This is a genomic window from Pedobacter sp. N36a (assembly GCF_014472395.1).
Taxonomy (GTDB): domain Bacteria; phylum Bacteroidota; class Bacteroidia; order Sphingobacteriales; family Sphingobacteriaceae; genus Pedobacter.
In genome coordinates this window covers 17310-39502 of the sequence record NZ_JACSZW010000015.1, presented here as the reverse complement: position 1 = coordinate 39502, position 22193 = coordinate 17310, and the positions used below count along the sequence as shown (strand labels likewise).

Genomic DNA, 22193 nt, shown 5'->3' with positions numbered 1-22193 from the left:
GAGTACTTTCATTACTACTTATTAATTTTTAACACCAGCGTATTTGATTTTAAGCCTGCTGAGTTGGTCTGCAATTTAATTTCGCCTTCTTCGCCAGTTGCCTCTACAATTACTTGAGCCAAACCATTAAACAAACTTCTTTTCCATTGTGGTGCAGGCGTATAAATTTGAAACAAGCCTGGGTCTGTGTTAAAACTATCCCAACTGTATTGTTTAACAAATGGCGTAGCAATAACTGCAACTGAATTTTTACCAGCCTTTATCAATTTCTCATCAATTACATATTCGTACCCTGTTTTATTTTGGTTTAAAATACCAGCCAGTTTTACTCCATTCAAATAAATTGATTGTTGTGACCCTATGCATTTGTAAAAGAAAGTTACTTTGGCACTTTTTGGTATTTTGGGCAAATCTACCGTACCTCTATAAACTAAAGCTTTAGCTTTTTCTGCAAAAGATGCACTTCTTTCATCTTTAAAAGCAGGCTTCCATTGCTCGTCATTGTAATCAGCTGTGATACCATCAACAACATTTATATTGTCAACTATCTTTTCCTTTAAGCTGTGTATTGGGAAAATTTCAATCTGTTCTAAGAATTTTTCTGGTGCTAGTGAAGTGGGATCTCCGTTGCCTACACCAATTATTTTACCCGGGCCAGTCAGTGTAAAGCTCAAATTGTTATTTGCTGTTGGCACACTTAAACCATTTTTATCTTTAGCTGCAATGGTTACTATCGCAATTTTGCTATTTTCAACCAAAATTTTGTCTTGTTTGGCAATTATTGTTTCTGTTTGTTCAGTAGTGCTTACAAGCTCTGTTAATATTTTTTTACCATTCTTATAACCCACAGCTTTTAAATTGCCAGGAGCGTAAATTACCTTCCACTCCAGGTGACCATTTTTTTCCATTTGTTTCTTACCTAAGCTTTTCGAATTCAAAAAAAGTTCTACTTCATCGCAATTACTATAAACCCAAACATCAATAGGCTTACCTTCTTTACCATTCCAATTCCAGTGGGGCAAAATATGCAGGGTGGGTTCATCTGTCCACCAAGATTTTAAGTACCAATTGTTATCTTTAGGGAAACCACATAAATCTAGCATCCCAAAATAAGAAACAACCGATGGCCAGCCAAATGGAGTTGGTTCTCCTCGGTAATCAAAGCCTGTCCAGATAAACATTCCGGCCAAATAAGGCCTAGTGGCATAATGTTTCCATCCATTTTCTAAGCTTAAAAAATTTTCACTCTGTCTTTTATCATAAGCAGCTAGGTAATGTTTTTCAAGGTCATCAACATAAATACCCCGTGTTGTTACTGTAGAACCTTCTTCCGTACCCCAACTTAATTGTTGAGGAAATTTTTGATGTTGTTCATCCGTGTTTTTTGTAGCGATGTAATTATAACCCAACATATCTATAGTCGTAGAAATACCGTTGCCAATACCACCGCTAACCGCTGCAGTTATTGCCCTGGTTGTATCAATAGTTTTGGCGAAAGCCTGAATTGTTTTTGCTATCCTCGCACCAGTAATATTGCCTTCAATTCCCCATTCTTCGTTTCCAACAGACCAACTGATGATACTTGGATGGTTGCGATCTCTAATCATTAGTCTTTTCAAATCATTTAAGTTCAAATCTGTAGTGCCCATCAGTCTCGTTTCATCAATTACCAACATGCCTAGTTTATCACAGGCATCTAGCAGCTCTGGCGTTGGCGGATTGTGAGAACAACGATAGGCGTTACTACCCATTGCCTTAAGTAAACCTATCCTGTAATATTGTAATTCATCTGGCAATGCCACCCCTAAGCCTGCATGATCTTGGTGATTATTTGTTCCCTTTATTTTAAGATGCTTACCGTTTAAGAAAAAGCCCTCATTGGCATCAAACCTGATGGTTCTTATTCCGAAAGTGGTTTTATAGGTATCCAGCAATTTTCCATTTTGGCTAATTGTGGTAACAAGCTGGTGTAAATAAGGATTTTCTAAAGACCATAATATTGGATTGTTTAATGGAATTGAGCTGAAAAACTCTTTATGCGCTAATGACTTAATTTTAAGTTTTTCAGTTTTAACAGTTGCCAGCACCTTTCCTTGGGCGTTTAAAACTTCCTGCTTAATCTCAAAATCCTGATCTTTTAGCTCATCGTTTTTTACAGTTACCAATGCCTGTATTGTTGCTTTATCATTTTCTATCAAGCTAGATACAAAAGTTCCGTTGGTTGCCACATGTAGTGGATTGGTTTTATTGAGCCAAACATGTCGATATATTCCAGCACCTTCGTAAAACCAGCCTTCTTCCATGGTTACATCTGCCCTTACAGCAATTACATTTTCACCGCCATAATTTATATAATCCGTTACATCATAAGTAAAACCATGGTATCCACTCGGTTCTGTCCCTAAATAATGGCCATTTACCCAAACGATTGAATTTCTCGAAACCCCATCAAAAGCAATCGAAATTTTACGACCAAGATCTGACGCAGGGATACTTATCGTTTTACGATACCAGCCTACACTTGTTGCAGGGAAATTTCTGCCAACTGCATTAAACCCATGACTTAAACTTGCGTTTTTATCAAATTTTTGTTCCACCGCCCAGTCATGAGGCAAATTCACCTTTCTCCAGTACCTATCATCAAAACTAGGTGCCGCAGCTCCATCACCATATCCAGTTTTACTGAGATAAGAGAAATAACTTGTGCCATTGTAAAAATCTTTTTTAGGCTCATAAGGATGTCCAAAAGCAAACTGCCAATTGGCATCCAAAGAAATATGTTCCCTATTAGTAGATTGTTGAGATTTAGCAGTTAATGAGGAGAAAAAAAAAGATAAAATAATAAAAGGATACTTAAACGACATGATATTTTAATAGAATTTGATGATGATTACTTTTTATCGACCACGAGGTAAACAACAGACCTTGGAGGCAATGTTAATTTAATTCCTCCAGCAACTGCTGCAGATCTGGGCACTAAGGTTTGATAATTTGTTGGTCCACCAGAAACTCCCTCTGGTCCATTATCATTAATTAATAATTTTCTAGAAAACTCGCCATTATCGTTGCTACCAGTAAGTGTGTAATAATAATACCTATTGCCTGCATTAAAATTCTTGATTTCAGTATTTACAATTTGAGTACCTGTTCCCTTATTTACTAAAACTATTCCGGCTTCGCCTGATGCATAACCAGAAGCATAACTCACTACATCAGAAGATCCGGTTACGGTAGAGGCAACCATTCTATCTCCAAAATATTTCTGGAAATAATACATGTGGTAAAAGGCAGGTCTTGGTGTCCATTTTGTAGTGCCATCACCTTCGTCGGCCAAACTAAACATACCATGGTCATTCCCATTACTGTAACCATTTGCCAAATCCCATCTACTAGCCATACCATAATTGTTTTTTATCAATTCGCCTAAAACCATTGTAGCATGCATACCTGCAATGTGCGAAACCTGCTGTTTAGAACCTTCGGCAAAAATATTCCACTCTGTCATAGCTATTGGCTTTAAAGCAGCGCCATTATCTTGAGTGGTTTTTTTCATATAATCCATAATCATTTTAGATTCTGTAGCCGCCGTATTTAAAATTACAGTTGCTGAAGAATTTTGAGCAAATGGCGTGTAATACGTATGCACGATGTAAAAGTCTGCAGATCCACCAGATGATGACAAAAAGCCAGAATTCCAGGTTCTATCTACTGCATTATTTCCTACCGTAGCATCATACTGTATCAGTTGTCCCCCAATTTTAATGGTTGAGCCAATTTCAGCTGCTGCTTTTCGCATCGAGTCTGCAAAAACCTTGAAATGTTTCCCGTAAAGTGCACCGTTTATAATTTCTGGCTGGCCATCTTTATTGGTTGCAGTATTAATTTTGTAACCTGCTTGCCACGGCCCAGCATCCTCGTTCCCTATTTCCCAGTATTTTGTTTTTCCTTTATCAAAACGAACCCAATCTGCTGCTAAATGGGCCGCAACTTGGTCTGGATGTGCACTTGTACCATAACGTGCATAACTGTAATTAACTGTAATCATACCAGTACTATTTGTTTGTTGTAGAAAATTATAATAGTTGTTTAAAGAGAGTGTCCAGTTTGCGCTGTTTTTCCCGTACCAGTAAAATGCATTTACCGGATTACCCGACGTGTTATAAAGCGAAGCTGGTGCATCTGCAGGTTTCTGATTGGCCTCTGCATTCCAAAAAAACACACTGGCAATGTTTCCGCCAGGAAAACGAAGAATATTTGGAGATAGATTTTTAACATGACTAACCAGTAAAGGTTCGGTAGTTAACGGCCCTATGTAAGGATTTGTGTTATTTCCAAATAGGTATTTTGACACCTTAGCAACTGTTTCGCTAAAGTCTGCACTAACCGTTACGTTTGCCGCCAATGTACTTTTGGGAACATCGAGAAAATTTGGAGCTACAAAAGTTTTAGGCTGCCAATCATCCATAAAAAAACCAATTGTATTAGCTATGGGTACTGTTTTTGGCGGGATAATATCGCCCGTATTGCTCGGGCTTGTAGGCGTTACAGGCTCTGCAATAAATTCTTTTGGCGATTTTTTACAGGCCAGCAGAAATACCAAACCTATAGCCAAATAAGTGATCCTCAACTTATTTGAAGTTAAATATAATTTCATGGTAATTTCTTAAGAGTGAGTAAAGTAGGTTATAGGCTGTGATAAAAAACCTATAACCTTTTTCTTATCAATTTGCTTTTACTATTCTAATGTTGTCAATCCCAACATCAAACCTGGTGGCAACTGGTGTAGCTGTATCATTGATGTACATAAAGACCATTGGCCTTCTACCTGTGCTATTGGTTAAATCGGCTAATGTTGGCACCGAGTTACCAGTTCCTTCCCCATTATTAGTTTTAGTTTTAAACTGAGTTAAAGGAATGGTTACGGTGTACCATTGGCTTGAGCTAAAAGGTATCGGCACTGTTGCTTTCCAAGGTTCGTAACGGGCCAGATATAACCAACTACTTTCATCTCTGCGAATCATTATTGTTCCACCGCCCCAAGGCTCTTTAACAAAAATTTCAAACTTGAGTACATAACTACTTACTGGATCTTGTAAATTAGCTTGTGGCACCCATTGTACTGCACTTAAATTAATTGATCGGTTATCTGACTGATTATAACTAAATGCCGAAATTGGCCCTGTAAACATCCTACCGTAAAATCCCTGAGCTCCAGGATAGAGTGCTTGGTCATTTGTTCTTGAGCTGCCAAATACGTAGGTATTTACATTATCGAAATTACAAAGCATTCCCGTAACATGGTCGTTGTATGTACTATATTTGGTCGTTCCACCCTGTGTTTTCAGAATAATATCACCTGATGTTGCAGTTGTTGGAACGGTTACAGTACAAGATGTTCCATCTGGTCTTGAAACAATGTTTGTCCCTTCTCCACCCGGAAAAGTAATGTTAGTTATCAGATAAAGATACTGACCATAAATTGTCATGGTTTGACCTGGTAAAGTGTATTCATTACTTACCGAAGTAACTATAGGAGGCGGTGGTGAAACTGGAAATTTAAAAGTTGTTTCTCCGTATTTGCTTACCAAACGAATGGTGTTTTCTTGTCCTTGTGGGATATTAGAAAATAATATGGATGGTACAGTTACCACAAAATTATTATCCCCAACTAATGCAGCATTAAATGTTGCCGGAAAACCACTAAAATATACAGCCGAAACTGATTTTAGATTAGCCCCTTGTATAACTACGTTCTGCCCAGAGCCTACTTTAGTTAAAGTAGAATCGTTTGGTGCGGGAGCAATTGCCCTAATTCTTTCAATTACTGGTGGTTTTTCATTGTCTTGTTTTTTACAAGACGATTGAATGGCTATCATAAACACGCATAGCATGATAAATAAGCCAGATTGATATTTAAAGATCTTTTTCATTATTTATTTATTAATGATGAGCTTATTTTATTTATAGTAAGCCACAGCAGGCTGACTTAACAACGGATTAGTGGTTATATCTGCTGCAGGTATAGGCAATTTGAATGACTCAGCTGTAGGGATAGAAAACTGGGGCTCATTGGTTCGTACGTTAGTTGCCGCATTATATGTTAAACGACCTCTATTTTGTAATGAAATTTTATTGATAGTTTGAGAAGCATTAATATTATATTCCCTTAACAAATCAAACCAATATTGACCTTCCATGGCAAGTTCTAATTGCCTATCTATTAAAACATCAGCTTTTGCAATGGGTGCTACCTTAACGTCTAAACCTGCCCTAGCCCTAACTAAATTATAATATCTAACCGCATCAGCATCAGCAGATAGACTGTTATTGCCTAAAATTGCCTCCACATAAATTAAGTAAACATCTGCTAGCCTTAGCATGTAAGCAGCCGAACTTGTAGATAGAAAATATACCTGCCCAGGATTATCTTCGTTTGTACCTACTACATATTTTTTTACGTGTGGTGTAATATCTGTAACTCTATAACCTCCTTCTTTTTTCAACAATTCAGTATATAAATCTCCATTTTGCATAAAAGTTGCTTTACGTCTGGTATCTTTTACATCATATTTATTATAAATATCTATACTTGGCGAGTTAGCAGCTCCAAAACCATCACCAGCATTTGTAATTCTGCCTTCTGCAGCAAAATAACCTTGTGTACTATTTCCAAGTCCGTAAGCTATTGGGCTGGCGATAAATTGCAACGCAAAAAGGCTTTCTTCGTTGTTGTTGTTTTCTATTTTAAATAAATCAGCATAGTTTGGCAATAGCTTTAAACCACTATTCAAACACACATCACCTGCATATTTTTTTGCACTATCTAGTAATGCTTGGTTTCTTAAGCCATTTCCTGTACCTACACCTTCTTCTGTAAGGCCTGATCTAGTTAAATAAATTTTAGCTAACATCCCTTTTGCCGACCACGCATTTACCCTTCCTTTATCAGCTGTACTGCGCAAACTGGCAGCAGCAAACTTCATATCGTCAATTACAAATCTGTAAACATCTTTAACTAAGTGTTTATTAATTTGTGGTTGCTCTGCTAGTTCCCTATTGTCGGTAATTATAGGTACTTCTCCAAAATATTGAACCAAATAAAAGTAAGCTGACCCTCTCAAAAAGCGAAGTTCGGCTATGGCACTATTTTTTGCTGCAGCACTAACTGATGGATCTGTATTTTTCTCGATATAAATGATATTGAGGTTAGCGTAGGCAATTATTTTGTATAGAGAGCGCCACGCCTCGTTAATCCGCGGATCGCTGCTGTTAACAGCAAACGTAGAATAAGCTATCCAGTTGGTACGAGACAAATTTCCCGCCAATGCATCACCAAGTGCAATAACAGCTTTATCGTTAAAATCGAACCATGGCGTACCATACAATGCACCAGTTACCAATCTAAGATCTGTTTCCGATTTAAAGAAGCTTTCTAAGGTCACCTTATCTAGCGGAGCTCTATCCAAAAAGCTCTTTTTACATCCAGAAAATGTAATTAACACAAGTGATAAGGCAATTATCAAATATTTTTTATTTTTCATCTCTAATATATTAAAATTAAAAGCCTGCGTAAATACCAAATGTGTATGTTCTAGAAGATGGATATCTACCATTATCTACCCCAGCAGATTGTGCACTTTGAAAACGCGAACCTACTTCTGGATCATAGCCAGTATAGTCTGTTATAGTAAATAAGTTGGTGATGTTTCCATACACCCTTAAGTATCCAATTTTTATTTTTTGCGTCATTTTATTTGGCAAACTATAGCCAAGTACTAAATTTTTAAGACGCAAGTAAGAACCATCTTCAATGTATCTTGTTGATACCCTGTTATTGTTATTTAACGTTGAAGTTGAAATCCTTGGGACTTGGGTATCAGGATTGGTTACGAAAACATTATTTACGTCTGTAGCGCTCCCAGTAGGATCTGTTAAGGCCAAGCGAGCATAATTATTTACAGACTGTAGCAAGCCAAAACCGCTCTGCAAATCTTCATTTGTTCTTTTTAACTGGTTAAAGATTTTGTTTCCATAATTTCCATTAAAAAACACGGTTAAATCAAACTGTTTGTATTTAAAAGTATTGGTAAAACCATATTGAAAATTAGGAAGCGGAGAACCCAAATAAGTTTGGTCTTTGTTATCAATTATTCCGTCTCCATTAACATCCCTGAATTTAATATCTCCGACCCAAACGCCATTAACGCCAATGGCACCTTGGTTTGCATGATTGGTTAAATCTGCTCCATCCCTAAATACGCCTTCGGCGATGTATCCATAAAATTCGCCAATTGATCGACCAACGCTAACCTGTTGAACAATATCAGTACCCAAGTATTGAGGCAAATTGGTATCCTTTGTAATTAGAGAGGTTACCTTATTCATGTTTCTAGACAAAGTGATATTGGTTGTCCAGTTGAAATCTTTAGATTTTAAATTAACAGAATTGATACTAAATTCTAAACCCTTATTTACGATGGACCCAATATTTTTCGTGGGTGCATTGAGTTTGGCAACCGTAAATTGATCTTGTGGTGTTGTACCAGAATACAACGGAAGCGATAAGCTATTTAACAGATCTGAAGTATTTTTATAATATCCATCAACGGTAAACTGTAATCTGTTGTTAAAGAAACCTGCATCAATACCAATATTAGATGATTTTGTGGTTTCCCATTTGGCATTAGGATTGGGCACATTATCTAACAAAACACCTAAACCAAGTGCAGTTTGCGTTGTACGATAAGACGTTCCATAAACATAATCTCCTATGTTTTGATTATTAACCAAACCATAGCCCAGCCTCAATTTTAAATCGCTAATAAAATCAACTGATTTTAAGAATTTTTCTTCTTTTAAACGATATGCAAGTGCAAAAGCATAGGTAAAATTCCATCGGTTACCAGGTGCAAATTTAGATGAACCATCGTACCTAAAAGTTGGGGTAAAAATGTATTTATCGTTATAAGTTAGGTTAAACCTAGCGTAATACGAATCTATAGCTTGCTGCCCCTTACCACTTGTAGATGTAGCTTTTGCTGGATCTCCCAAATTAAGTTCGGATATTACATTTTGAAAAAAGCCTGACGCGGTTGCATCAACATAAGAACTTGTGTTTAAGCGAGATTCATGTCCTAAAGTACCATTAACTTTATAGCGTTTGGCAAATGTATGATTATAGCTTAAATAACTTCTAAATGTGTTTTGGCTATAAGCTGTACTTCCTCTTCTACTAAAACTTACTGCCTTCGGAAACTGTCCGAATTGGTAAGAAGGCTCAAATTGAACAATTTGTCCGTAATTATAGTTGATAGCTATCTCGTTGCGAAATACAAAATCTTTCAAAAAGGTAATATCTGCATAAGCACTTCCATAAACCTCACTTCTGGTTCTGGTATTTGTATTAATCTCTGTTAACGCAAACGGATTGGTTAAGGTAAATAATGCACTAGACGGGCCACCATAAGTACCATCAGGGTTTCTTACCGCTATGTCTGGCGATTGTCTTATAGCAAGCTGAACAAGATTACCGTCCTGGTTATTGATGTTTTCATTGATACGATTACCAGAAATGTTAGTGGCAACTTTTAACCAGCTGGCAACTTTAGTTTCTAAATTTAGCCTAACATTATATCTTTTAAAATCAGATTTAATGGCAATACCATCTTGATTTAAGTGACCAAAGTTTAAGCCATAAGTTGTACGGGCATCGCCCCCATTAAGCGAGATATTGTAATTTTGAACAGGTGCAGTGCCAAAAATTGCTTCTTGCCAATTTGTACCCGGACCTAAAACAGAAGGATCTGCAAATAATGGATTTGGAATAGCAAAATTTTGAACATCACGCACATTTCTAAATGCAGCATATTCTGGCAACTCCATTACTGGTAAATATCTTGGTAATTCTTGAATCCCATAAGACATATCAAAATTAATTTTTGGAGGACCAGATTTACCCTTTTTAGTAGTTACGATAACTACACCATTACTAGCCTGGCTACCATAAATTGCAGTTGCCGAAGCATCTTTTAATATATCAATACTTTCAATATCAGAAGGAGAAATTGTGGCTAAAGGATTTGTAGTAGGACTTCCACCAGTAAAAATTGCACCATTTACATCACCTCCATAAAAAACCCCATCAATAACATATAGTGGTTCTTGATTAGCTCCCAATGTAGAAATACCACGTATTTGAACCGATATACCTCCGCCCGGTTGACCCGAATTGGTATTGACAACTACACCTGCAACTCTACCTTGTAATGCTTGATCAAAGGTAGTAGCAGCAGATTTAGCGATATCATCTGCTTTTATAGACGATATTGAGCCTGTTACATCTTTACGCAATGCAGTTCCGTAACCTACAATTACCACATCATTTAAGTTATTAATAGAATTAGCTAAGCTAATGTTTACAATATCTTGCCCTGCTACAACCACAGCTTCTTTGGGTTGATAACCGATGTAGCTAAAAACTAATACGTCGCCAGTGGCTACCTTAACGTTAAAATTTCCAGATGCATCTGTTATGGTTAATTGGTTGTTTTTACCTTTCAAAGAAACATTTACCCCAGGTAAACCCTCTTTACTGTTGCCTTCACTAGTTACTTTTCCACTAATAGTGCGCAACGTAGCTTGCTGTGCATAACTTAAGACACTAATGACCATAAGCATAGAAAATATGACCAGTACAACACGCGTCTTGTTGTAAATAATAATTTTCCTCATTGTTTTAAGTTTGTAAATGATTTGTTCATGTTTGATTGATTTGTTTATAATTTGGTTGTAATTTGATTTCCAGAGTAATAAATTGTTTTCGTAATTTTTTGATTGAATTCTAATGCTTTGGGATGTTTTGAATCGATTAATATTACTTTAAAAGTACGCTTGGCTATCATTCCACTATAGCTTCCTTGCCGATTTTGAATAGTTAATGATCTGGTACTTTCCGAATAATCCATTTTAATGGTAGAAAATGCACCTTTCTCGTAGTTGTAGTTTACGCCTTCATCCTCATACAATGTAAAAGATGCGTCTTTACCGCCGTAAACAAATAGAGTTAGCGTATCGGCAGGTTTTTCATCTGTATATTGAATTTCAGGACCAAAAGGAACAATAGACCCTTCTTTTACGTATATAGGCATAATTTCATACGGTGCTTTGGCATTAATGGTCTGGCCACCTTCAAAATATTTACCATCATAAAGTTGATACCAGCCTGTTCCGCTAGGTAAATACAACTCTCTTGAGGTAGCTTTATATTTGTACACAGGATTGATCAATAAGGATGATCCGAACATATACTGATCATTAATATTGTTCACCGCTTTGTCAGCACTGAAATCCATCATTAATCCACGCATGATGGTACCATCTTTATGAAAAGAATTGCCAGCCAGAGAATAGATATATGGCATTAACCGATACCTTAACTTATTATAAAAAACCATGCTTTTATAGGCGGGATGACTTTCAGGTGCGATATTATAAATTTCTCGGAAAGGAAATTGTCCATGCGACCTGAACAAGGGCACAAAAGCACCAAACTGATACCACCTGGTGTTGAGTTCCCTCCATTCAGCAAGATCAGTTTGATTTGGTTTCTCATAACGTTTTTCAACTGAGAAACCTCCTACATCCATTGTCCAGTAAGGCAAACCAGATAATGAAAAATTAACCCCTGCCGAAATCTGAGATTTCATATCTTCCCATCTTGAGGCAATATCACCACTCCAAGTTGCAGCTGCATACCTTTGCAAGCCACCATACGCTGATCTTGTTAGGATAAAAACACGATCATTTGGATTAGTTAGTCGTTGGCCTTCGTAAACACCTTTTGAGTTTTGAAGAGGGAAGGCGTTGAAGTATTTGGTTGAAGAACCTAAAAATGTTGGACTCATTAATTCTTTACGTGATTCTATAGGCAGGTTGGAGTGCACATCTGGCTCAGTAGCATCCATCCACCATGCATCAATACCCTTGCTATACAGTTTCTTGTTCATCAAATCCCAAAATGCTTTACGAGCCGACGGATTAAAGGCGTCATAAAATGTTGAGGTGAATCCAAGCCAATCTTTCTGTTTGTTCACGACGTTTCGTGGGTAAAGCCAACCGTTTTTGTTCATATAATCGTAATTGCTATTACCAGTATAAAATTTTGGCCAAACCGAGATCATCAGCTTGGTATGATAGGTATCATGCAATTGTTTAATCATACCGTTTGCATCTGGAAATCTATCCGAATCAAATTCATGCGAACCCCAATCGTCTAGTTTCCAATATTGCCAATCAAGCACAATATTGTCAAGTGGAATTTCACGATCCCTGAAAGCTTTAACCACACCCAACAATTCGTCTTGCGTTTTATAACGCTCTCTACTTTGCCAAAAGCCCATTGCCCATTTCGGCATCAGCGTTGCCTTTCCAGTAAGTTTACGATATCCACCAATTACCTCATCTGCATTTTTTCCTGCAAGAAAATAATAATCGATCTGATCACCAGATTCTGACAGAAAAGCATACTGATTTTTTTCTTCAACAGGAATAGGCATCAGACATTTTAATGATAAGTAAGATTCACTACCATCGGGAACCCATTGTATCTTAAAGTCATATTTTTTATCTTTTATCATTTCTGCACCAACCACTGCACTGCCAGGATTCCAGGCTTGTCTCCATTTGTCAACTAATAATTTGCCATCGATCCAAATTTTGATGTAGCCAGCATATTTTACTTGGAAATTATGAACACCCGTGTAGCCAGATGAAATTTTTCCTTCCCATTTCACTAAACCATCCTCTAATTTATATCCCTCCGGAAATTTTTTCATATCACTTAAGAAGGAGTAATCAATGTCAGATTCGGCTCTTTGCTGAAAAACAGTTTTTGAAGGCGTATCTTCATAACTTGCAGTTAACCACCCGGAATTTCCATCAGTAGAAAATAGTTTTAGACTAGATAATGGCTGATAAGTTCTGGTGTCTCCAACTTTTGTTATCGAATAATTATCCCAAAGTATGCCATAGTTTTGGTTAGATAGTAAAAATGGAATGGCCACATCGGTATTGTTTTGAAGCAATAGCACCTGTTTTCCTTTATAGTTCATCATATCATCCTGATGTTGTCCTAATCCATAAATCGCCTCCTCTGGCGACGAATTAAATGCCTGCATTAATTGATAGGAAGGCTCGCCACTATTTGAAACTGCAACGAAAGAACGTCCATTTGCCTTTTCGCCCAAAATAAGCTCGCCGTTTTTTTTATGGTAACTGATACGACCAGTAACAAGATCTATAGTTGCAGAAATTGAATCGGTGTGTATTGAAACTGCTGTTTTAGTTTCGGTTAAAGACCATTTTGTAATAGACCTATTCGTATCAACAACCATCAAACTTTGTTGATTAGCAAATAGTTGATTTGGGCTTACCGTAACATGAAAAATTTGGGGGGCAACTACTTCAAGCTTAATCTGCCGACCAATATTTGAAAGTGGAGCATTTATCTGTAATACAATACCATTTCCGATACGTTTGTATATTGATTGCTGGGCAAAAGTTAAAATCGGAAAAATCTGAAAAAGAAAAGCTAGAAGAAATAGATAATATTTTTTAAACATACAGGTAAGTTTTTCAAATTAATGAGCATACTTCGTTTGAAGTTTCATCATTGACTTGAGGATCATATTTGGTTAATTATTTGTATGTTAAAACTAATTGGTTCAGATCTGCAATTTGGTACGCAAATGTTTACAATTGGGTATGCATATGTTAACCAACTAAAAATCCATCAAAAATACTTGCTTAAACACCTTTTAAAACGTGTTTTTAATCTGAATGCTGCTGTTTATAGACAGAAGGAAGGTCGTTGAACTCATCTTTAAAGTATTTTGTAAAATACTTTGGATTATTAAAACCGACAGCATAAGCAATTTCTGATATGGATAACTGAGACTTGAGCAGGAATGCAGCCCCTTTTTTAAGCCGGTAAGATCTGATAAAAGCAATAGGCGATTTGCCCGTTAGCACCATCATCTTTTTATACAAACCAACCCTACTGATATGGAGTTCGCTACTAAGTTGATCTACAGAATAGTCGGCATTCGACAAATTCTTTTCAAGTGCAACTAATAATTGGCGCATGAATTTTTGATCAACAGATTCTATATCTTCATGAACAGTATTTACATCAACCTGCTTTTGATAGGTTTTTTTGAATGACTCTTGTTGAACCAATAAGTTGTTGATCTTTGAGAGCAACATTTCGAAATTAAACGGTTTCATTACATAATCATTTGCGCCAATCTGCAGACCGGCCAACTGAGTTTCTTCAGCGGTTAAAGCGGTTAATAAAATAACTGGTATGTGTGCAGTACGCTTATCAGCTTTAATCTTTCTGCACAGGTCTATTCCGTTCATCTCTGGCATGCTGATATCGCTCACCACTAAGTTGGGGTGTGCCGAAAGGATTTTCTGCCAACCATCTTTTCCATTCGAGGCTTCGTAGATATGGTAATATTCTTTAAGGTTATCCTTCAAATAAAACCTAAAATCCTCATTATCTTCAATTAACAATAAACTCTGCTTTTTGGCTACATTGCCTGATAGCGCAGTTGAGCTCAATTCTGTATTTGTTCTCTTTTTTGAAGAAACGATGAATTTTTGGTCTTTACCGGAAGTCGCTTCTACCCGATCGGCCAAAGGTAACCTTACTGTAAAAATAGATCCTTCATCTGGCTTACTTTCTACCTCAATTGTTCCGCCATGTAAATTCACAAATTCCTTGGTGATAGATAGACCGATGCCACTTCCTTGGTTTACCATAGAACCAGGTACATCATTCTGAAAGAAACGTTCAAAGATCTGGTCAACTTTATTCCTTTCAATCCCTATACCTGTATCTTCTACCTTAAGTACCAAAAAGGTTTGGCTCGGTGTATTTTTTTGGGTGTTAAGCCTTACATAAACAGCCCCACCCTCTGGAGTAAATTTAAATGCATTGGATAAAAGGTTAAAGAGAATTCGCTCTATTTTGTCATGATCAAACTGTGTTACCAATCCTTTTAAGTCTGTCTCAAACTGTAATTCTATATTTTTCTTTTCAGCAATATCCGTAAACGACAAAGTAAGTTCCTTTACAAACCCAACAATATCACCAGAGGTGACCTGTAATTTGAGTTCTTTAACCTCCATCCTTCTAAAATCGAGTAATTGATTAACCAAATTCAACAGGCGCCTACTATTTCGCTGAACCATTTTCATTTGCTCTTTTTTATGCTCATCAGTGGTTTGGCGAATGAGTTTCTCCATAGGTGTGATGATAAGGGAAAGCGGAGTCCGAAATTCATGACTTACATTGGTCAGGAATTTAATCTTCAGCACATCCAAATCATGCATTCGCTTTGCTTCTTGACGTTCCTGTTCTATAGAAAATTCAGCCTTCAATTTGTTTATTCCACGCCTCCTTACTAAATAGAGTATGGTTGCAATAATTAATAGATAAAAAATATAGGCTAAAGGGCTTCGCCAAAAGGGAGGTAAAACCTTAATAAAAAGTTGCTTTTCATTGGGCATCCAATCGCCAGCCGAATTGGTAGACATCACTTTGAATGTGTAATTTCCTGGATCTAAGTTGGTATAGGTTACCTTTCTGCCCTTATCTAAAAGTTCCTGATATTTTTCATCAAAACCTTCAAGCATATACTTGTACTTAATTTTATCGGGGTTAAAAAAATTAAGTGCAGTAAATTCTATTGAAAATACATTTTGTTGATGGTTAAGCACAAGTTTCTCCATACTGTTCAATGCCTTTGTCAGCACAACTGCTCCGTTTACTTCTTCGCCTACTGCCACACTCCTATTGGCAATCTGTAGATCAGAGAAAGTTATTTTAGGCTTAATCTGATCAGATATGATGTCATTTGGCTTGAACAAATTAAGACCATTTGCACCTCCAAAAATCAATTGTCCCTGACTAGTAATATAGGCTGCATTTACATTAAACTCTTTGCCCTGCAAACCATCCTGCTGATCGTAATTACTAAAAACATAATTAAAACCTGCTTTTTCCTTTATTACTTTGATAAAGGTTAGTCCTCTAGCGGTACTTAACCAAAAATTCCCGTTTCTGTCTTCCACTAAATTCAAGGTAGAATTATCGGCTATGCCGTCCTCTATCCTAAAAACCTTAAACTGCTTTGTTTTAGGATCATATCTGTTCAAACCATCTCTGGTTGTAATCCAAACAAATCCATAGGAATCCGTTAATATATCATACACATCGCCATTACTCAACGCATTTTTTCGATTTGGATCTGGTTTGAAATGAGTAAATTTGTTGCTTGCTTTTTCCCAAAAATCCAAGCCTGTAGAAGTACCGATCCAGATATTACCACTTCGATCTTTAAATAAGGAAGTGATGTAATTTGAACTAACCGAATTGGCCCCTGTGTAAGCCTTATAGTGGGTAAATTGCTGGCTCTTTTTGTTTAGCACATCAATACCGCCACCTAATGTAGCAATCCATAGAGATTGATCATCATCTTCCAAGATATCCCAAACCCTATCATCGCCAATGGTATTGTTATTATTGGCCTGATGCTTATAATGTTTAAAAGTTTTTCCGTCGAAGCAATCTAAACCACCAAAATAACTTCCTATCCACAACTTTTTGTCGCTACCGATAAAAAGACTTACAATAATATCATTACTTAAACTATTGGGGTTACTGGGTTGATGCCTATATACCGTAAATCTTTTTGTTTTGATGTTATAATACATCAACCCATTGCCATTGGTCCCGATCCAAAGATTTCCTTCATGATCTTCAACAAATCTATTTACATCATCATAGGGCAAACTCTGTGGGTTTGATGAAAAGTGTCTATACAGTGGGAATTTGATGATATTTTTATGGTAAAAATTGATTCCTTTTTTAAATGTCCCGATCCAGATGATGCCATTAGGATCTTTGTAAAGCGTTACAATACTGTTCTGATTTAAACTTTTGGAGTCATCCTCCCTGTTCAGTACATAAGCTACTGAAAAATCACTTTTATTAAGCAAATTAATCCCTCCATGGTCAGTAGCTATCCAGATAAGTCCATTTTCGTCTTCAATGATGCCGGTTATGAGATCATTATTAAGTCCTCCTGATTTTTTCCTCATGGAGATAGTCTTTTTGGTTGTAGGGTTAAAATAACTAACCCCATCTTGCACATCAAAAGCCCAAATAAAAATAGCTGCATCTCGGTCTATAAAAAATCTAAAGGGCTTATAATCAATTTTTTGATCTATCTTAAACGACGTGATTTTTTGTTCGATCTTCATCGTTTTAATATTCAGTTTCTCAAAGGTCTTATCCATGTGAAGCACCCACATTCCATCCTTAGAATCCAGTTGAATATTTGAAATCGGCGCCAGCCCTAATTCACCCGGTTTACCACCTTTACATGAAATATGCCGTACTGAACTTGTTTTTGACAAATACACATATATCCCCTCAGCACCCGCATTAAACCAAAAATTACCTAGCCTATCCTTTTTTACCCCAACAATCGTTCGGGCCTTTATTCCTATGCTTTTCAAGTATGAAAAAGCATTCTGGTCAAAGCGCTCATGTTCAAGGTCGTATATGTTAAACCCAGCTCTTGTATCAATCAATAATCTATGATTGGGAAGCTCGTAAATATTGTTTATAAAATCATCGCTTAAAGAGTTTTTATCTCTGGTGTTATGCTTAAAAGTTTTTATTTGATAGCCATCATAGCGATTAAGACCTGCCATAGTACCAAACCACATGTAACCATTGCTATCTTTAAAAATTGCAGTGATTTGGTTACTAGACAATCCATTAGACAGATCAATGCTTGAAAACTGAAACTGATTTTGCTGCGGGAAGACAAATTTTGAAAGTAAGAAAAAAAACCAAAAGAGTTTACAGCGCATTTTATAGCATTTTATGATATGGTTATTGCAAGTTAAAAAAAATCGCCAAGATTTGAATTATCTCCTTTTGGAAACCCTGATCAAGCCGCAGAAATATTAACTCAATTTACGACACTACTCTAATAAAATGCTGATTAATTGTTAGTCATGCTTTTCATAGTTAAAGTGGTTAAAAGATAGCGGAAGCCCTCCATGACTAGATTTTTCTGTAACGATTTTACGTGAAGTTTGACATTATTTACTGTAAAACTTGAGGAATAAAAACAATTGATAAACTGTTCGAGTGTGCTTCCACACCCCGACTTTTAAGATCGGTAAGTACCGAAAGCCAGAATTTGGCCACCTCGTTTTCAGAAGTATACAAACCTAAGACATCCTTTTTGCCTTCGATGTCCACTCCCAGGATATTGTAGATTGCAGGGGTTTCTACCACTCCATTTACCCTGACTTTGAAAAACATACAATCAAGGAACACAAATGGATAAACCGCTTCAAGCGGACGGTTCCGCCACTCCTGCACCGCTGGTAGTACACTGTCTGTAATCCCGCATGGCCCGGGTACTCATACCCATGGCATACATCGAGAGAATATTACCTTCCAGTTCCTCGGTAATGATCAACTGGCGTTTGGGAACAACCTTAGGTTCGAAGGTGCCTAAACGGTCACCGCTGGTCTCAAGCTCAAATTCACCAGCACTTAGGCTGCGTACGGTCTTTTTACTCTTACCATTCTTACGGTTAGGATGATCAGCCAGCTTACTCTCGGAAATATGATGCTCCAGCTCAGCGGTCATCATGGATTCCAGAAAATGCTTCATCATTGGTGCCAGCACGCCATCGCTGCCGGTCATCTTTTTGCCAGAGTATAATCCAGCTATAGCTTCCTTTTTAAAGACTCAAAATCAAAGTCCTCTTGTGTTGCCATATTTATGTCGATAGTTTAAAGTTACACTATTGACACAGTTTGTGAAACACCCTCTTTTAATGAGAATTAGTGGTGGCATTCTGATGATAATTAACAAACAAGCTCATTTTCTACCTTCAACCGAACCCCATTAGGATAGATAACCTCTATTTCGCTTCTAGGGGAGACTTTATCAATCGCTATAAATTTGCCTATGCCTGATTCAGCTTCTCTACTTCGTGAAAACCAATAATAAAATGTAGCCACATTCATCCCCTTGGCTATGCAATATTGCTTTTTTGACTTTCTGTCTATAACGGCGTTACTGGGCCAGTGAAAACGGATGATAGCGGGCCAGTCATTACGGTAATCAACGGGCCACTTTTCAATACAATTATAAGGGTTTAATTTTAATGGCTCAACTGTTTTTTTCTTCTGAAAGATTCCCCCTCCAATTCAATACGATGCGAAGAGAAAACAACCCTATCCAGTATCGCATCAGCAGCTGTACTTTCTCCTATTAAACCATGCCAACTTGCCACTGGTATTTGTGTAGCGATTATGGTTGAGGAGCTTTCATGTCTTTCTTCAATAACATCCATCAACACATTTCTTGCCTGCTGGTCAATGTTGGCCAGCCCAAAGTCATCCAGTATAAGCAGTTCGGTTTTTTGTATGCGCTTGATCAGTTTATAGTAAGTGCCCTGCAATTTGGCCAGCTTAGCAAGATCAAAGAACCGCGCAGTATTGTAGTACAAGGTTCTGTGTAGCATCTGACAGGCTTTAACACCTATACTCTGAGCGAGAAAACTTTTTCCGCAACCACTGGAACCGGTGACAATCAGATTTTCTTTTTTATGGAGGAAGTTAAGGCTTAACAGTCTTTCAAAGGTTGTTTTATCCAACCCTCTTTGCGCCTGGTAATCGATATCTGAGGCGGAAGCCACTTGTTTAAAGCCAGCGCGTTGGATCAGACTTTCAATATTTCGGTTCTGCCGGTTTTCCCATTCTGTATCGATCAACATGGAAAGGAAGTCGTCCAGGGTATAATCCTGATAAAGGTGTTCAGTGATGCTGCGATGGTAAAGGCTTGCCATTGCATTCATGCGCATTCGGCGCATCTTTTCGACAGTGTTGTGTTCGTTCATAATTTGTTGTTGTTATTTGTTTAATAAAAAAGTGTATTGGCTGGCGGGGTCAGCATGCTCCATAATCCATTTATTGGTAATGACTTGCACCCCGTATATTGCTATGTTCCGGGATCGGAGGACCGGACTGAGCCTCTGGATCTTGCTCCTTTGTATCCAGATTGTTCTTTAGTATCATTTCGATGGTTCGGTATGAAGCCTTATGGTATGCTAAAGCCCGTTCACACGCCCCCTCCAAACGCTCCTTATTGTAGGTTTTGACAAAAGATAAGATCCCCTGACTCTGTTTATAAGCGATTTCAGGATAGTTATATTGGATCAATAAGCGTTCAACATAAGCCAGTGTAAATGGGCCTACCTGACGGGCACGGTCCTGAAAGTACTCAGGGCTCCATTGCCCATAAGCCTGATGCGAAGAAGGCATGTGATCTGCTATGGTCGTGTAATTCCCAGCTTTATAGTTCCTTTCGTGACTGGCAATCCGGTCATGGTTATAAAAGACCTCTAACTTATCCTGATTGTATTGTACCTCCACGGACATACCCGTAAAACGATAGGGAACGCTATAATAATTGCGGTCTTCACTCATGTAGATGTGTGCCGTCTTTTGGACTTTAGCACGCCTGTACTGACGGATACTGTAAGAACCCGAAGGGAGTTCCTGAAGATATTGCCTTTCCAGATCAATGAAATAACTTCTGCGGCTACCGCCACCGTGGGAGAATAGGTAATCATTATAGCCCTCCAGCAATTCCGCAATGGCTTGGTTAAGGTCTTTAAGGCTGAAATAGGTGTGTTTACGCAAATGATAATAGATGCGCTGATAAACCAGCTCTACACTGCGCTCCACCAATGCCTTATCTTGAGGGTGGTGCGGACGAGCGGGATCCACTACACAGCCATGATGTAAGGCAAAGCCAGCAAAGGTTTTATTGATTACTGGAGCGTATTTGCTACCCTTACTAACGGCTGATTTCAGGTTATCGGATACAATCGCTTGTGGAACTCCACCCATCCATCTCAAACACGACTCCATGCAACTGATCAGGTCTTCTCGTTTCTGAGAGGGAACTGCGGTAACAAAAGTATACTGGCTGCAGGGAAGCACAGCGACAAATACTTCCACCTCAATCTGCTCTCCGGTAGTTTTGTCAATATACCAGGGCTTCTTGCCACAGAAGTCAATAAAAAGCTTTTCTCCGGCTTTATGGATCAGCTTACCACTATGTCTGCTTCGGTTTTTCCAATTCCGGTAATGAAGGGCAAACTGGGTATATTTATATCCGTGAGGGTTCTTTTCAAAGTAATCTTTCCAGAGTTCTTGTAACGTGCCTCCAGGTTTCTGTAGTTCTTTTTGGAAGTCTGAGAACTGAGTACTCAATACTTCATAGCGTTCTTTTTCGGTTTGGCTATTTTCGGTAAACAGATCTCTAAGGGCTGACTCCTCCAGTTCTATGAGCTCCTCATAAGTAAGATTCAGCGCCTTAAAACGACTGGTGTAACTGTCTACCGTTTTACGGTTTACTTTTAAATAATCTGCCACCTTTCGGTTACTTAAACCTTTTAGTTTAAAGATGATTAAACTGCGTAATTCCATGATATCAATTCTTTGTCCTGCCATGTACCTGTTAATATTTCAGATACAAGACTATTAAAAATCATGAAAAGTGGCCCAATGACCTCCGTTCTCAGGAAGGCACTTCGGTTCTATTTTAGCCCAGTAACCTCCGTTTCCTAAAACAAGCTATTGGCCCAGTGACCTCCATTTTGTTCTTACACGTAAAAGTTGGTTTTTGGCCCAATAACCTCCGTAATAGTGGTTATTTTTTTGGCCCAGTGATTCCCGTTATGGTTGGCCCGGTATCAGCGTAATGACTGGCCCAATGACTACCGTATTAGACACTAATTCAGGTAATCAAATCAAAAACAGAAGAGATTTCGTCTTTTACTAGTGAGATTAAGATCTTTCATGAGAAAGTCGAAAAAATTGATTTCCCAGAGCGGCTGCAAAGTATAGAGAATACAGTTAAAAATACGATTCTAGAAATAAAAAAGACACGTGAGGCAACCGTTTTAGAACTAGGTGGCCTGGTTAAACAGGTTATTGAAGTAGATTTTTTAGGAAATTTTGAAAACCTTAAAAAAACAATTAATACAAGCGCTCAAAGCAATGCTGAAATCGCTAATACCATTCA

Annotated in this window: 9 protein-coding genes and 1 pseudogene; all 10 read right to left on the bottom strand. The window is 37.7% G+C overall.

Translation table 11 applies throughout. The features are described 5' to 3' along the window. Positions 1-14 precede the first annotated feature (14 nt). The gene (gene galA, locus H9X96_RS21235; protein ID WP_187668219.1) at positions 15-2864 is read right to left on the bottom strand and encodes a beta-galactosidase GalA; all 2850 of its coding nucleotides are present in this window, start codon (positions 2862-2864) and stop codon (positions 15-17) included. 26 nt (positions 2865-2890) lie between these two features. After that, on the bottom strand, positions 2891-4654 hold the full coding sequence (locus tag H9X96_RS21230) for an alpha-L-arabinofuranosidase (RefSeq protein WP_187668218.1): 1764 nt from the start codon (positions 4652-4654) through the stop codon (positions 2891-2893). Between the two features lie 67 nt (positions 4655-4721). Continuing rightward, complete coding sequence (locus H9X96_RS21225) at positions 4722-5930, bottom strand: glycan-binding surface protein (protein ID WP_187668217.1); 1209 nt, start codon at positions 5928-5930, stop codon at positions 4722-4724. A gap of 27 nt (positions 5931-5957) precedes the next feature. Next, positions 5958-7541: a RagB/SusD family nutrient uptake outer membrane protein gene (locus H9X96_RS21220; RefSeq protein WP_187668216.1), complete on the bottom strand. Its 1584-nt coding sequence runs from the start codon at positions 7539-7541 to the stop codon at positions 5958-5960. A gap of 16 nt (positions 7542-7557) precedes the next feature. Further along, positions 7558-10731, bottom strand: coding sequence for a TonB-dependent receptor (locus H9X96_RS21215; RefSeq protein ID WP_187668215.1), 3174 nt, complete (start codon positions 10729-10731; stop codon positions 7558-7560). A gap of 44 nt (positions 10732-10775) precedes the next feature. Beyond that, complete coding sequence (locus tag H9X96_RS21210; RefSeq protein ID WP_187668214.1) at positions 10776-13619, bottom strand: TIM-barrel domain-containing protein; 2844 nt, start codon at positions 13617-13619, stop codon at positions 10776-10778. Positions 13620-13827: 208 nt separating this feature from the next. Then, positions 13828-17946: a two-component regulator propeller domain-containing protein gene (locus H9X96_RS21205; RefSeq protein WP_187668213.1), complete on the bottom strand. Its 4119-nt coding sequence runs from the start codon at positions 17944-17946 to the stop codon at positions 13828-13830. 238 nt (positions 17947-18184) lie between these two features. Further along, positions 18185-18743 (bottom strand): annotated as a pseudogene (locus H9X96_RS23000) (transposase). A gap of 517 nt (positions 18744-19260) precedes the next feature. Beyond that, positions 19261-19998 carry an IS21-like element helper ATPase IstB gene (gene istB, locus H9X96_RS21190; RefSeq protein ID WP_187668210.1) on the bottom strand — a complete coding sequence of 246 codons (738 nt, stop codon included), beginning with the start codon at positions 19996-19998 and terminating at the stop codon, positions 19261-19263. A gap of 70 nt (positions 19999-20068) precedes the next feature. Continuing rightward, positions 20069-21619 carry an IS21 family transposase gene (gene istA, locus H9X96_RS21185; protein ID WP_187668209.1) on the bottom strand — a complete coding sequence of 517 codons (1551 nt, stop codon included), beginning with the start codon at positions 21617-21619 and terminating at the stop codon, positions 20069-20071. Positions 21620-22193 lie beyond the last annotated feature (574 nt).